General features: G+C 40.8%; 11 protein-coding genes. 8 read left to right on the top strand and 3 right to left on the bottom strand.

Annotation, left to right across the window (positions count from 1 at the left end; all coding sequences use genetic code 11):
- Positions 1-24 precede the first annotated feature (24 nt).
- Entirely contained in the window at positions 25-696 is a 672-nt protein-coding gene (locus C4F40_RS14160; RefSeq protein WP_196940033.1) for a DUF2490 domain-containing protein, read from the top strand.
- A 578-nt stretch (positions 697-1274) separates the two neighbouring features.
- Here the strand turns inward: C4F40_RS14160 and C4F40_RS14165 are convergent.
- Positions 1275-1694 (bottom strand): nucleoside-diphosphate kinase, encoded by a 420-nt coding sequence (locus C4F40_RS14165; RefSeq protein ID WP_196940034.1) that lies wholly within the window; start codon positions 1692-1694, stop codon positions 1275-1277.
- Positions 1695-1801: 107 nt separating this feature from the next.
- Here C4F40_RS14165 and C4F40_RS14170 point away from each other — a divergent pair, with 107 nt between their 5' ends.
- From C4F40_RS14170 to C4F40_RS14180, 3 genes are all read left to right on the top strand, one after another.
- Positions 1802-2650 carry a 4-hydroxy-3-methylbut-2-enyl diphosphate reductase gene (locus C4F40_RS14170; RefSeq protein WP_196940035.1) on the top strand — a complete coding sequence of 283 codons (849 nt, stop codon included), beginning with the start codon at positions 1802-1804 and terminating at the stop codon, positions 2648-2650.
- 73 nt (positions 2651-2723) lie between these two features.
- Positions 2724-3752 carry a ferrochelatase gene (gene hemH, locus C4F40_RS14175; RefSeq protein WP_196940036.1) on the top strand — a complete coding sequence of 343 codons (1029 nt, stop codon included), beginning with the start codon at positions 2724-2726 and terminating at the stop codon, positions 3750-3752.
- Positions 3753-3765: 13 nt separating this feature from the next.
- Entirely contained in the window at positions 3766-5022 is a 1257-nt protein-coding gene (locus tag C4F40_RS14180; RefSeq protein ID WP_196940037.1) for a metallophosphoesterase, read from the top strand.
- Between the two features lie 75 nt (positions 5023-5097).
- Here the strand turns inward: C4F40_RS14180 and C4F40_RS14185 are convergent, their stop codons facing one another.
- Entirely contained in the window at positions 5098-8232 is a 3135-nt protein-coding gene (locus tag C4F40_RS14185) for a ligand-binding sensor domain-containing protein (protein WP_196940038.1), read from the bottom strand.
- 205 nt (positions 8233-8437) lie between these two features.
- On the opposite strand from C4F40_RS14185, the gene C4F40_RS14190 reads away from it, so the two are divergent.
- The 3 genes from C4F40_RS14190 to C4F40_RS14200 all read left to right on the top strand — a co-directional run bounded on the left by C4F40_RS14190 (position 8438) and on the right by C4F40_RS14200 (position 12272).
- The gene (locus C4F40_RS14190) at positions 8438-9556 is read left to right on the top strand and encodes a family 43 glycosylhydrolase (RefSeq protein WP_196940039.1); all 1119 of its coding nucleotides are present in this window, start codon (positions 8438-8440) and stop codon (positions 9554-9556) included.
- 273 nt (positions 9557-9829) lie between these two features.
- Complete coding sequence (locus C4F40_RS14195; RefSeq protein WP_196940040.1) at positions 9830-10912, top strand: glycoside hydrolase family 43 protein; 1083 nt, start codon at positions 9830-9832, stop codon at positions 10910-10912.
- A 76-nt stretch (positions 10913-10988) separates the two neighbouring features.
- The gene (locus C4F40_RS14200) at positions 10989-12272 is read left to right on the top strand and encodes a Gfo/Idh/MocA family protein (protein ID WP_196940041.1); all 1284 of its coding nucleotides are present in this window, start codon (positions 10989-10991) and stop codon (positions 12270-12272) included.
- A gap of 101 nt (positions 12273-12373) precedes the next feature.
- Here the strand turns inward: C4F40_RS14200 and C4F40_RS14205 are convergent, their stop codons facing one another.
- On the bottom strand, positions 12374-13153 hold the full coding sequence (locus C4F40_RS14205; protein WP_196940042.1) for a response regulator: 780 nt from the start codon (positions 13151-13153) through the stop codon (positions 12374-12376).
- A 326-nt stretch (positions 13154-13479) separates the two neighbouring features.
- On the opposite strand from C4F40_RS14205, the gene C4F40_RS14210 reads away from it, so the two are divergent.
- The gene (locus C4F40_RS14210; RefSeq protein WP_231390073.1) at positions 13480-15330 is read left to right on the top strand and encodes a glycoside hydrolase family 2 protein; all 1851 of its coding nucleotides are present in this window, start codon (positions 13480-13482) and stop codon (positions 15328-15330) included.
- The last annotated feature ends 31 nt before the right edge of the window (positions 15331-15361 follow it).

Consider the following 15361-nt stretch of genomic DNA (forward strand, 5'->3'; position numbering starts at 1 on the left):
ACATTAATAATTTTACGCGAACCTATGAAGATTACTTTTACTATTTTTTTATCGTTTTTTATTTCGGCGTTATCTGCACAGCAACAGGCACAGGGATGGTTAATTTACTTTGGCAATACGGCTATTAAATCAACGAAGTTTTCCATTCATCATGAACTGCAGCTGCGGGATTATCGACTGGGAGGTGATCACAACCAAACATTACTACGTGTAGGATTAGAGTATGCTGTCAAACCCTTCTTAAGTGTGACTGGAGGCTACGGTTTTATCTATACCGAAGCAGAGGATACACCCAATAATCCATTTGCTGAACACCGAATTTATCAGGAGGCTACATTTAAACATATTATTGACAGATTTTCTATTCGCCACCGCTTCCGTTTGGAAGAGCGCTTCATCGAAGATAGGAATTTTAGAGGACGTGGGCGGTATAGCTTATTTGTGGATGTGCCCCTTTCGAAAAGAGACTTAGGAAAAGGAGCTATTTACGCTGCTGTCTACGACGAAGTCTTTTTAAATATTTCGGACGATGATAAGCTAGATGCGTTTGATCGCAATAGATTGTATGGGGGAATTGGATATAAAATAACAGATAATCTGGGTGTACAAGTGGGGTACATGCGGCAAAATGTCGAAAAGCAACAAGCGACGAATCACGTGTTGCTTTCCCTACACCATCGTTTGAAATGGCAATAAAGAGGGGCGTTTTCGAGGAGTTATGGATTTTAAGGAAGGTTTAAATTTAGTCAATTTCTCTTGCCACTCGAGCCCGTGGCGGGGCTCTTCTTTTTACCTCAAAAAGAAGCAAAAACTCGTCGCTGTACCCATTTGCCACATTGGCTAGTGTCTCCTTCTACAATTGGCAAATGGCTAAGGCGACATTTGTTGGGTATGTAAGGATAGTGCGTTTATTCTTAAATATTACTTATACTTCAGCTGAATTTAAAAGGACTACCTAGGTCGATGTAGCGTTAAGAAAGCTTTTGGATTTGCGTTAAGAACAGATCTACGAAGTGCAACGGCTCAGAGCTGTTTAGTAAATCCAAAAGCTTTTAGCGTAACATTGACCCAGTCTAGACTCTTTGCTTCTTTCTCGTCAAAGGAGAAAGAAGAAGCCCTGCCACGGCCAGTGGCGGAAAGCCAGTGAAGGGGACATTTCAAATTGATTAAAAATAGGTTCGTTTTTATTATCCCGTCACTATTACGCCTGATCTGCTAACAAACAACAAAGGACTACAAAATGTAGCCCTTTGTTATGTGTGCCGAATTTCGAATTAAAATCTTTCGAATTGCGAAAAGAAAAAATTACCCTCAATTTGGGCATTCTCGTCAGAATCTGAACCGTGAACAGCATTCGCCTCGATTGATTGTGCATATTTGTTACGAATGGTGCCTTCAGCAGCATCAGCAGGATTGGTCGCTCCGATCAATGTGCGGAAATCTTCCACAGCATTGTCTTTTTCCAAAATAGCAGCTACAATGGGGCCAGAAGTCATGAAATTAACGAGCTCACCATAGAAGGGTCTTTCTTTGTGTACTGCGTAGAAATTTCCTGCTGTTTCGGAGCTTAATTGGATATATTTCAGTGCTATAATTTTGAAACCTCCAGCGATAATATCGTTTAAAATCGCGCCGATGTGTCCATTTGCGACTGCATCTGGTTTTATCATCGTAAATGTTCTATTTGTTGCCATACCGTTAAATTTTTGCAAAGGTATGAAAAGTAAAAAATAAAAGATTAAAAATCAAAAGTTAATTTCATTTCGTATGAAATACCTATCTAATTGCTAACTTTGTAGATATGTCTAAGAATCTACAGGTAACGATCGATAAAGACTCCGGATTTTGTTTTGGGGTTGTCTATGCTATTGATATGGCTGAAGAAATCCTTGAAGAAGATGGATATTTGTATTGTTTGGGGGATATCGTACACAATGACGAGGAGGTGGCAAGGTTAAAAGCGAAAGGCCTTCGGATTATTGGTCATGAAGCTTTGCCAAGTTTACAAAACGAAAAAGTGTTGATTCGCGCGCATGGTGAAGCCCCCGAAACGTACCAGGTTGCCTTGGAGAATAATATTACATTAATAGATGCTTCCTGTCCGGTGGTTTTAAAACTTCAGAACCGGATCAAGACATCCCACGATGACAATGAGAAAATCTTGATTTTTGGGAAACATGGACATGCAGAAGTGATTGGTTTGCAGGGGCAAACTAATAATCAAGCGTTGGTATTCCAAGATATTGATGAACTAGATGAGGTAGAATTACCCCCTTCTTTTACGCTGTATAGTCAAACTACCAAAAGTGTAGACAAGTTCTACGCAATCAAAGAAGAATTGATCAATAGAGGATACGAAGTTAAGGCCAATGATACGATCTGTCGCCAGGTCTCCAATCGGTATGAAGATTTGGGTGATTTTGCACGACAATATGACAAAGTACTTTTTGTTTCGGGTAAGAAATCCTCGAATGGGAAGGTCCTATATGATGTGTGCAAAGCAGCAAATTCCAATTCCTACTTCATTTCAGCGTCGGACGAGATAGAATCTTCTCTTTTTCAAGAGAATGAAACGGTTGGAATCTGTGGAGCGACATCTACCCCCATGTGGCTTATGAAAGAGGTGAAACATGTCCTCGAAAGTTTATAATAGGTCATGTGATCTTCATATTCTAATATAGCGCATCTTATATGGTGTAAAATTTGATTATTTTTGTGCTTAAATGAGTAAGAGAGCTATTAAAGGCGTACTATTGGTACAGTTGGGTACACCCGACTCCCCTAAAACCGCGGACGTACGAAGATATTTGACAGAGTTTTTGATGGATGGTAGAGTGATCGATATTCCCCGTTTAGGGCGAAATCTACTTGTTAAAGGCGCCATTGTTCCAAAGCGTGCTGCGCAATCAGCTGCTACATACGCAACGATATGGGACGAAACAAATGGCTCTCCACTGATGTACTACAGCCTGTTGCAACAACAGATGCTTCAGGAAGAATTGGGGGAAGAATATCACGTCGAATTGGCCATGCGTTATCAAAATCCTTCCATAGACTCGGCCTTGCAAAGAATGCAAAGCATGCGCTTAGAATCTATTCGGGTTATTCCGCTATTTCCACAGTATGCTTCTGCTACCTCTGGCTCTGTTATTGAGAAGGTTATGGAGATCATGCGAACATGGCCCTATTTTCCACATGTTTCCTTTGTCAACAGTTACTGCGAAGATGCAGATATGATTGATACGTTTGTAGATCATGCGTTGCGGCATGATATTGCGGCGCACGACCATATTTTATTCAGTTACCATGGTCTTCCCGTGCGTCAACTGGGTAAAGTGGATCCTACGGGCAACTTAGTCTGTCCGGAAACGGGATGTGACTCCTGCAAGATGGAGACAAATGTGTTCTGCTACTTGTCACAATGTTATGGGACAACCCGGGCGATTGCCAAAAAGTTGAATTTGAAGGAAGATCAGTATACCGTCTGTTTTCAGTCACGCCTTGGAAAGACCCCGTGGATTCAGCCGTACACCTCAGATACATTACACGATTTGGCGAGTAAAGGCGTTAAAAAACTATTGGTATTCAGTCCTGCTTTTGTATCTGACTGTATCGAAACGATCGATGAAATTCAAGTGGAGTATGCCAATGAATTTAAAGCATTGGGGGGTGAACAGGTAACTATGGTGGAAAGTTTGAATGACGATCCAAAGTGGATTCGGGCGCTAAAGCAACTAGCGCTTAATAATTAAAATAAGAAAAACTATGTTGATTTTCAACGCAATATTATTACTGGCATTTGATTTTTATATTTTTTTTGCATTACGTGCGACGAAGATAAAATTTGTGCATACCAAATGGTTTACGGTACTCTGGTGGGGCTATTCCATTAGCCTTTTACTCGGACTAATTGTAGCTGCCGAATTTAGCATTCCATTGGCGTATCGTTCGGTTGTGTTAGTGGCATTTTTTATGACAGCGGCCTGTAAATTTATATTTATTCTTATTCTTTTGATTGATGATATACGTAGAGGGGGGATATGGATAGCACGTTTATTTAAGCCATTGCAGAAAATGACAGTTGCTGAGCACACCGCCGTGCTGGATGAACCTCTTCCCGAACGACCTAAGCATGGGATCTCCCGCTCGGAGTTTTTGACGAAATCAGGTTTAGTGGTTGCTTCCTTACCGCTATTCCCGTTATCTTGGGGCGTAATATCAAGCGCGTACGACTACCGTATCAGACGACAAAAATTGGTTTTACCGAATTTGCCAAAAGCTTTTCACGGAATGAAACTAGCACAGATATCAGATGTTCACTCCGGATCGTTTTATAATCACAAGGCCGTATTAGGCGGCATAGAGATGTTGCTTGGTGAAAAACCCGATATGATATTCTTTACCGGGGATTTGGTGAATAATGTAGCATCTGAAATGAGGGATTACCAAGATATATTCTCTAAACTAAAAGCGGATTTAGGTGTCTTTTCTACGTTGGGTAATCACGATTATGGGGATTATTATTACGGTAAAGAAGATAGTGCAGAAAAGCAAAAAAATCTACAGCGCCTAATTGAAACGCAAAGAATAATGGGGTGGGATCTGCTAATGGATGAAAACCGTACCATTAAAGTAGGGAATGAGGAGATTTCGGTAGTGGGTGTTCAAAACTGGGGTACGGGTCGTTTTCCCAAGAAAGGAGATCTAACGAAAGCCTTAGTAGGAACAGAAGATAAAGCGGTAAAGTTACTTTTATCGCATGACCCCTCACATTGGAGAGCACAGGTGCTCGATACCGATGTAGATGTGATGTTTGCCGGTCATACGCATGGTATGCAATTCGGCGTACGAGGCGAACATTTTCAGTGGAGTCCGGCTAAGTTTATTTATAAGGAATGGGCCGGTTTATATAAAGAGGACAATAAGCAGCTTTACGTTAATACGGGTTATGGTTTTCTAGGATATCCCGGGAGGGTAGGAATTTTGCCCGAGATTACTATTTTTGAATTAGTGACGGGGTAGCCGTAAATCTTGGTTGTCCTGATCCGCTTAATTTGTGGCATAGCGCAGCGTTTGTTCGATGCTAAATCCCAATTTTTATTCGACTTTTAAAGGGATCACTAAAACAAATACATTTAAATTTTCGGTATTTTTATCATAATGTAGTGAGCCACCATGTAACTCTGCAAAGGAATAGGCAAGGGCTAATCCCAATCCCGAACCTTTTATCCGGTAATGGGAGGAGGCGCGTTTAAAGGGTTTGAAAATTTGCTGTACCTCTTCTTCCGTGAGAAGTACGCCATCATTCTTGACTTCAATCTGAAAGGTATCGTTCGTAGACTGTTTACGAAGGTGGATAATTAGGGTGTTATCGGCATACTTAATAGCATTGGATAACAAATTCGATAGGATCTTATAAATAGTTTCTATGTCAATATGTGCTTCCAACTCTTCGTCTATATCAGTGTGAAGTCTCAGCCTTTTGCTTTCTATCAACGGAGCGAATTCTTGCAATGCGACGTATATGAGGTCGCTGATCTTTTGCAGTTGAAGTTGTAGGGAAAACTCGCTGCTTTCTATCTTTCTAAAATCAAGCAGGTTGTCGGTCAACGTAAGGAGCTTTTCCGTGTTTTGATGAATACTGTGTAGCCATTTGTCTGTTTTCGCGGTATCGGCGCCCTGAAGGATTTTTTCTAGAGGAGCTTTTATCAGCGTCAATGGAGTTTTGATATCATGCGTAATACGCATAAAGAAATCCATCTTGGCTTTATAGAGTTCTTGTTCTTTATGGTTCTTGATGACTTCAAGACGACGCCTGTTTTTTTCCTTTATACGATTATCATAGATAGACGCCGCAAAATATATGAACAACACCATTAGAATGAGATATACAACGAATGCAGGTGTGCTAGCCCAAAGTGGGGGTTTAATTCTGATTTGTACGTGCTTCTCGTCGGATATAGGGGCACCATTGGCGTCGGTTGCTACCACTTCAAATCGATACTTCCCAGGGGGAACCTTGGTGAAATTTGCTTTACCATTGTTACGTAAAAATGTCCACGCCGTATCAAGTCCAACCAATCGATAGCGATAGGAAGTCGACTTGGCGGATACAAAATTTAACGCTGCAAAATCGATACTTATTGTAGATTCATCATGATTCAGTTCAATCTGGTCCGTATAGATAACAGATTGGCTGAGATTTCCATCTCTTCCGCCGATGCTTAGCTCCCGTTGATGTGTTTGGATCCCTGTAATGAATACCGGTGCGCGCAAATTCGTGTTAAAATGCTCGGTCATCAGTTGTGGATTAAAACGTATTAAACCACGTGAGGAACCGAAATAAATATAACCTTTGCTATCCTTGAATACAGAGTTGTAATTGAACTGAAGACCAAGTAATCCCAGTTCAGTATCGAAAAGGTCAATCGTATGCTTATGAATATCCATTTTAACAAGGCCGCGTGAGGTACTTATCCATAGATTTTCATCGCTGTCTTCTTGAAAACCAAAGATCAGGTTGCTGGGAAGACCATCTTTTTTAGTGATTCGACGGAACTTATTTGTCTTTTCATTCCAAAGTGCTATCCCGTTTTCAGTAGCAGCCCAGATATTTCCTTTTGAATCTTGGAATACCCGATTGACGCGATTGCTATTGAGTGATTGATTATCTTGCGGGTTATGGACAAATCGGATACGAGAACCGGTAGTTGGGGATAGTTTAAATAGCCCATCGCGCCAAGTCGTCAGCCAGAGGTTTCCGGTTTTATCTTCGTAGATAGAGGTGTACCAAATGTGCCGTTGCATATGCTTTATCGGTTGAAACCGATCTTCACCGGGAAAGAATTCGTATGCCCCACGCGATGTAGCCAATAGGATTCTTCCTGAACGGGTACGGTAAATCGAGAATACAAAATTATCACCCAATTCTCCGTGTGTATTTTTATTGTTAAAATGTTTGATTACTTTCTTTGTACGGACGTCGACGACATCCATACCCTGATGAAATGTGCCGACCAAAAGGCTGTCTCCGGCAAGAGCCAACCCATGGATGTTGCTGTGCGCCAAATGTGCATTTTGATCTAAGGTAAAAAAACTGTTTTCTCGCTGATTCCATACGGTGAGTCCATGATCTTCTGTTCCTATCCATAAATTATGGTAGCGATCTTCGACAATTTCCCGTATTGCATGCCCTTGAATGGAATTGGCTGTAGACCTTGGGAAAATTTTCTCAAAGTACGTATGTTGTAGATGATAATATTGAATACCACCAAAATAGGTGCCCACCCACATGCCACCCTGATGATCCTTGGAAAGCGTGTAAATCGCGTTATCGGTAAGGCTCCAAGGGTTGTCTTTTTCATGTTGCAATTTACTATAATGATTATTGGTTATATTATAAATGAAGAGACCTGCTTCTGATGCCACCCACAGCGACGTATCGGTAACCTGCAATATATCGCGGATGTACAAGGGGGTAGATGGAGATGGACTAGCAATGACCTGACTAATCGTTTGTTCTTTCTTGGCATATTTAAACAATCCTTCTTTGGAAGTCCCTATCCAGATATTACCTTCTCGATCAACGAATAGTTTCTTGATCTCTGTTGGAAGGGAAGTAGTAGTGGGTAGTGGATACCGTACGTTTTTTGCAAGAGAAATAAGATGTTTACCAACACCTATCCATACATTATTGTCTCTGTCGAAACAAAAACTGGATACCAGATGTTGCTTAGATTCTGTTTTTCGTTCCAGATGCTTCTTGTCGGTATCGTAACAAAAAAGCTCATTGTTTGCGATAAACCAAATATTGCCTACGTGATCTTCTTCAATTTTTACGATTTCTCTTTTATGAACCTCTTTTAAAGTGGTGAAATGTTCGCTTTTCGGGTCAAAGATGTACACGCCCTGATCTGTGCCTATCCAAAGCATTTTATCCCGACTAACAGTAATGCTGTGAATGAAGTTGCTCCCAAGACCATCTTCTTTTTCGGTGTCTGCGTAAAAATGCTTAAAGTTATATCCATCAAATCGATTCAAACCATCGCGTGTACCGAACCACATAAAGCCGTCTTTATCTTGTGCACTGCATAAAATAGCATTGTTTGATACACCGTTTTCTACTTGATAATGGTTGAAGTAATATAATTGCGCATCGGCTTTGTGAAAAGGAATAAAGAGTGTAACAAGTAAAGTAGTATATAATGATGCCAACAACCTATGAATTCTCATGAATGATACAATTTTGGTTTATTTTGAATAAAAAGGACAATTTTTTGCAAGCCTTAATTTTAAACTTTGCGTCAGCTGATTTACAATTCAGTGGTGTCCGATCGGTAGGTGTTATTTAATCATCAAATTGTGATTCAATAATACGTATCCGATTACAATTATAAGCAAACTTAGATAAATCGTGTTGAATAGAAATATAAATTTAATGAAGAAGATGAAATCGCTTAGGTCGATGTTGGGGAAAAGTATGTATAGCATTTTTTTGCTCCAATCGCTGGGAGGAATACTTTTTCTTTCCTCTTGTCAGATTTTTGATCAGAAAATAGATAGAAACGAGTACGAGGTTTCTAAAATGAAACAATTTACTAATCCGGTATTCGAACCTATTTTGGCCGATCCTACTGTAATTAGGGACGAGGATGCAGGGCTGTTTTACGCGTACGGTACCGAAGATAATTGGGGGGATGGGAAAGGCAACCGATTGATGCCGATCCTGCGGTCAAAGGATCTGATTAATTGGCATTATGTCGGTGATGTTTTTGCGAAAAAGCCGAACTGGAAACACCACGGGGGATTATGGGCGCCAGATATTAATAAAATCAATGGGAAGTACTATCTTTATTATTCGTATTCGCTCTGGGGAGATTCAGATCCTGGTATTGGACTAGCTATTGCCGATAAGGCGGAAGGTCCTTTCGAGGACAAAGGTAAATTGTTTACAACGCGTGAAATCAACGTTCCCAACTCGATCGATCCGTCTTTTTATGAAGAAGATGATGAGAAATTTCTATTTTGGGGAAGTTTTGGCAACGGAGCAGCGCAAGGAATACACGGAATTCCATTGGCCAAAGATGGGGCAAGTGTACCCGATCTCACCAAGAAATTCAAAGTAGCGGCCGGTGATTGGGAAGCAGCGATGATCCATAAGCGAGCAGGGTATTATTATTTTTTTGGATCCAAAGGAAGTTGCTGTGAGGGTGCCAATAGTGAATACCATGTACTGGTTGCTAGATCGAAATCCTTGAAAGGTCCTTATCTCGATAAAACCGGACGGGATATCAACGAGCGTGGTGCCGGAACGGTGCTACTGAGAGGGAATGAATGGATGGTCGGACCTGGTCATCATAGCAAGATTATCAAGGATGATGAAGGCACGGACTGGCTACTGTATCATGCCATTCAAAAGGATGAAGCAAAAGTTTCAAGTGGCGCAAGTAGGCGTGTATTGATGTTGGATAAAGTAGTGTGGACGGATAGTTGGCCGATTATTGGACAAGGTGTTCCAACGCAGCAGTCGGATGTTGTTCCTGTATTTAAAAATTAATGAATGATGAAACCGAGATGTAAAATGGTATTGCTGAATGGGGAAAGTATTTTTACATCGAGCTCTCATCAACCGTTGAAAAAAAATTATAAAATGATGAAACCGAGATGTAAAATGGTATTGCTAAATGGGGAATGTGTTTTTACATCGAGCTCTCATCAACCTTTAAAAATAAATTATAAAATGATGAAACCGAGATGTAAAATGGTATTGCTAAATGGGGAATGTGTTTTTACATCGAGCTCTCATCAACCTTTAAAAATAAATTATAAAATGATGAAAATAAGTGTTATTTTGATGTTGTTGATATGCAGTTTATCTAGCATTTCCACGGGTTTTGCACAGTCAAACAACCCCTTAGAGGTCGCGTTCGGTGATCCGTTTATCGTGTATGACGAAACCTCAGACCGCTACTATATGTATGGTACCGGAGGTGTAGAAAATGGATTTATGGCCTATGCTTCCGATGATCTAAAGAATTGGGAAAGCCAGGGAACGGTGTACACCGCGAAACAGGATAAATCATGGGGAACAAAGGACTTTTGGGCTCCCGAGGTGTATAAGCGCAATGGCAAGTTCTATATGTTCTACAGCGCGCATTGGAAAGAAAATCCAACGAACGAACTGGAAAACTACCGTATTGGCATAGCCGTGTCGGATAGTCCTACAGGACCATTTATAGATGTGACAGGTGCTCCATTGTTTGATCCGGGATATCCTGTGATAGATGGCAATGTTTATTTTGGAGAAGATGGTAAACTGTATCTGTATTATTCCAGATGCTGTTATAAAAATCCGGTACAATCGGAAATTGCAGATTGGGCTAAACAACAAGGGTTATTTCAGGAAATTGAAGAAAGTTGGATCTACGGCGTGGAGCTTGCCGCAGATTTTTCCAAGATTGTTGGCGAGCCCAAGTTATTACTGCGTCCTCCAGTATCAATGAAAGATAAGCAGTCCGAATGGGAAAGTCGGTCAGTAACTTCACGCGAGGTAAACAGAAGATGGACAGAAGGTTCTTATCTTTTTAAAAAAAATGATGTATATTACATGATGTATTCGGCAAATCATTTTGGTGGCGAAAATTATGCAGTAGGTTATGCAACTTCCAAACATCCCCTGGGACCTTTCGAGAAGTCTGCTAGTAATCCGATTCTGCAAAAAAATATCCATCAGGGTGGTGTCGTATCTGGTACGGGACACAATAGCATACTGAAAGATAGAGATGGGAAATTATGGTGTGTATATCACGCGCGAACTAAGGAAACGGGTAATGAGCGGCTGGTGTTTTTAGATGCGTTGGAGATTTTGCCTAATGGACAATTAGTGGTACACGGACCGACAGTTAAGCCCTAATGCGCTAGGAATACTGGTTTTTTTTAATCAGACTTCCTTAAATTATACAACCGGTAAAAATAAAAGGTATCATAGAATGAACAGAAAAGATTTTTTAACAGCTTCTGCTATCATTGCAGCTTCTACAATGTATTCCCCATCTCATGCATTCGCGTTAGTAGATGAAAAAATTAGGGTGGGGCTAATTGGTGCGAATGGAATGGGATGGGCAAATTTGAATGCCCTGTTGAAAGACAATAGGGTAGTCTGTACGGCCTTATGTGATGTGGACGAAAATGTTCTTCAAAAACGTTCGGATGAATTGGCGCAACGCGGTATAACTGTAAAGCGATATATCGATTACAAAGAACTCCTACAGGATAATGTGGTTGATGCTGTCATTATTGCAACACCAGATCATTGGCATACGTTACAGATGGTAGATGCCGTAAATGCCGGAAAACATGTATATGTAGAGAAACCTATTGGAAATTCAATTAGAGAATGTGAAGTGATGGTAGCTGCTGCACAGCGTAATAAAAGTATTGTGCAAGTCGGACAATGGCAACGCAGTCAGCAACATTTTCGAGATGCTATCGATTTCGTCCATTCCGGAAAACTGGGTAAAATACGATTGGTTAAAGCATGGTCATATGTGGGGTGGAAGAAGAGTATTTTGCCTAAACCAGACGGATTAGCACCCGATGGCGTTCATTACGACAAATGGCTGGGCCCGGCTAGGACTAGACCGTTCAACCCAAATAGATTTCATTTTGAATTTAGGTGGTTTTGGGATTACGCGGGGGGATTGATGACAGATTGGGGAGTACATATGTTGGATTACGCATTGCTAGGAATGAAAGTGTCGGATCCAATATCCGTAATGGCTACCGGAGGCAAGTTCGCTGATCCAAACGGTGCTGCAGAAACTCCGGATACCCTGACGGCTGTGTATCAGTTTGATGATTTTAATATTCAATGGGAACATGCATTAGGCATAGATTTGGGACCATACAATAGAACACATGGAGTAGCATTTATTGGAAATAACGGCACCCTGATTCTAAACCGAGAAGGTTGGGAAGTTATTCCGGAAAAAGAACATATACAGGCCGTTCCCTTGCAGAAATCTTCCGACAACGGACTGGAAAAGCATATGGTTAATTTTGCCGACGCGATAACGAAAAAAGATGCAACGAAACTGAACGCTCCAATTGAGGTGGGGGCACATATTGCTATCTTTTCACAAATGGGAAATATTGCATACCGAACCGATAAGAAATTGTTCTGGGACAAGAACCAACGGAAATTCACGGATAAGGAAGCAAATAAATATTTAGTGTCGCAATATCACAACGGTTACAAATTGCCAAAGGTATAGTACATTTCGTCATAGCGATGTGGCGATCTTTACGTTTTTAACGGAAGCTTGCCTGCATACCGCAGGCAAGCTTCACTATGGTACCAGCATCCTACCCCTCTTTACTTAACCTTTGAATCAGTATATTCTTTCGGAGAGACACCAAATTGTTTTTGAAAATTTCTCGTAAAATGAGAAGAAGAATTGAATCCTACCATAGTAGATATTTCATAAATTTTTAATTCACCTTCGACCAGTAGATCGGCTGCTTTTTTTAGTCGTGTTATGTTGATGAGTTCATTAGGAGAAAGGTTTGATATCCCTTTGATTTTTCGATATAATGTAGGGCGACTCATATGCATATGATCGGCCAGCATATCAACACATAAACTTTGTTCTGAAATGTTTTCTATAATGAGGGTGTTGAGTTTTTCAAGGAAAGTCTGATCGGCCTTATTCAAGGCAATACTGTTCAAGGGTACTAAGGGCGATTTGCTGTAATGCTCCCGAACATGTTGTCTGTTGCGCAATAAACTGTCAATCTGCGCCTGTAGAAAAGAAGGAGAAAACGGTTTTTCGATATAAGCGTCAGCACCGTATTTTAGCCCTTCAATTTTAGATTGTAAATTGTTTTTCGCCGTGAGCATAATAAAGGGAATATGACTGTAGCTAAGGTTTTCTTTCAGACGGGTGCACAATTCGTAGCCATCGACATAGGGCATCATAATATCGCTTACGATAAGGTCTACATGTTGTTCGACGATAAAGTCTAATACCTCTTGGCCATTGTTAGCTTTGACCACATCATAATGTTCGCCCAGATCGTCCGCAAGAAAATCTAAAATATCTTGATGGTCATCTGCAACAAGTACAGTGAAACGTGTGGTAGCATTATTATACATAGGGCGTATAGATTGGTATTGTTTGTACGAATATAACGATTTTTTTTAAATCGTTATAACCTTTAAGATGCCTGTATTTATTTGAAGCCCTTGACGAGACGATTTAATGATTTAATGAGACAAAATGTCAACAAGTTGGTTTGAATATTTGATAAATTTAAAAATTCGTTGACTGATAGTAAACCAAATTGTAATAGAAGTGATATTTACTCTCGCTCATTCAAGAAGGTAATAAAAATCATGATTATTAAGATATTTAACGAACCTGTACGAATCAGGCCGTATGTGTAGATAAAAGAAACTAAACTTAAATAACAACAACAAATATGATGAAAAAAACTATTGCCATTGCCGTTGTGCTAGCCGCTACATTATCAGAAAGTTTTTCCCAGCAATGGAAGCCTGCTGGCGAAAAGATACTGACGTCCTGGGGAGAAAAACTCGACGCTACAAGACCTCATCCGGAGTATCCGCGGCCACAGTTAGTACGTAAAAATAATTGGCAGAATTTAAATGGTTTATGGAAATATGCCATTACAGCTAAAGATCAAAAGGAGATACCGAACACATGGGAAGGAAATATATTGGTACCTTTCGCAGTGGAGTCTGCATTATCTGGAGTAGGAAAAGAGGTAGGAAAAGATAAAGCGCTTTGGTATAATAATGAAATCAGTCTAGATCTCAAAGTCGATAAAAACAATGCTATTCTCCATTTTGGAGCTGTTGATTGGCAATGTGACCTGTATGTAAACGGTAAATTGGTGGGGCGTCATGAAGGTGGGTTTAATCCTTTTTCATTTGATGTGACCTCATTTCTTAAAAAAGGTAAAAAGCAAAATATCGCACTACGTGTGTGGGATCCGACAAGCGACGGCCCACAGCCACGTGGAAAGCAGATCAATAACCCACACGGTATTTGGTATACACCAGTTACAGGTATTTGGCAGACTGTATGGATAGAATCTGTGCCAAGAACCTATATCGTGACGACAAGACATACACCAGATGTGGATGCCAAAGCATTGCATTTCGAAGCGCAGGTAGAAGGCGCGCAACAAGGTGATCAGATCGTAGTAGAAGCCTATGATGGAACTGCTAAGATCGCCGAAGCGAATACTTCTATTGGTTCTGCACTTAAACTCGCAGTCCCACAAGCGAAATTGTGGTCACCAGATAGCCCAAAACTTTATGACTTGAACATCAAGGTGTTAAGAAAAGGCAAGGTAGTCGATGAAGCTAAAAGTTATTTCGCGATGCGGAAAATTACGATGAAACCAGACGAAATGGGCATTCAGCGCATGTACTTGAATGATAAATTTGTATTCCATTATGGTCCGCTAGATCAGGGTTGGTGGCCAGACGGCCTGCATACAGCTCCTTCTGATGAAGCGTTGAAGTTCGACATCATCAAGACCAAGGAGATGGGTTTTAATATGATTAGAAAACACATCAAGGTGGAGCCGGCTAATTGGTACCGCTATTGCGACAGCATCGGTATATTGGTATGGCAGGATATGCCAAGTGGCGATCTCGGAGGAAATGTGTGGGATATGCAGCCTGGTAAGATATCCGGAGGCCTCCACGATAAAGTTCGTTCACCCGAGTCGGAAGCAATATACCGTAAAGAATGGAAAGCTATTATGGATGTACTGCATAATTATCCAAGTATAGTAGTTTGGGTGCCATTTAACGAAGCTTGGGGACAGTTTAAAACGAAGGAAATTACGGAATGGACGATGAAACAAGACCCTTCCCGTATTGTGAATAGCGCAAGTGGTGGTAATTTTGCTTACACCGGCCATATGCTCGATATCCACAATTATCCAGATGCGGCGATGCCTGATCCACAGATCTTTGGTAAAGATTATATATTGACATTAGGTGAATTTGGTGGATTGGGCCTCCCCGTCGATGGGCACACTTGGCAACAAAAAGATAACTGGGGATACCAGTCTTTTAAAAGCAAAGAAGAACTGAAAAAAAGATACGAAGAGGTCGTTGCTAATTTAGCTAAGCTTATCCCACTAGGACTTTCCGCCGGTGTTTATACGCAAACAACGGATGTAGAAGTAGAAACGAACGGGTTGATGACGTATGACCGTAAGGTAATCAAAATTTCGGAGTCGGATCTAAAAAACATACACCAAAAGTTGTATGATGCAAAGATAGGTAAGTAAAGATAAGGGCGGGTCTCTCGACCTGCCCCTA

It is taken from the genome of Sphingobacterium pedocola (assembly GCF_015209965.1).
Classification (GTDB): domain Bacteria; phylum Bacteroidota; class Bacteroidia; order Sphingobacteriales; family Sphingobacteriaceae; genus Sphingobacterium; species Sphingobacterium pedocola.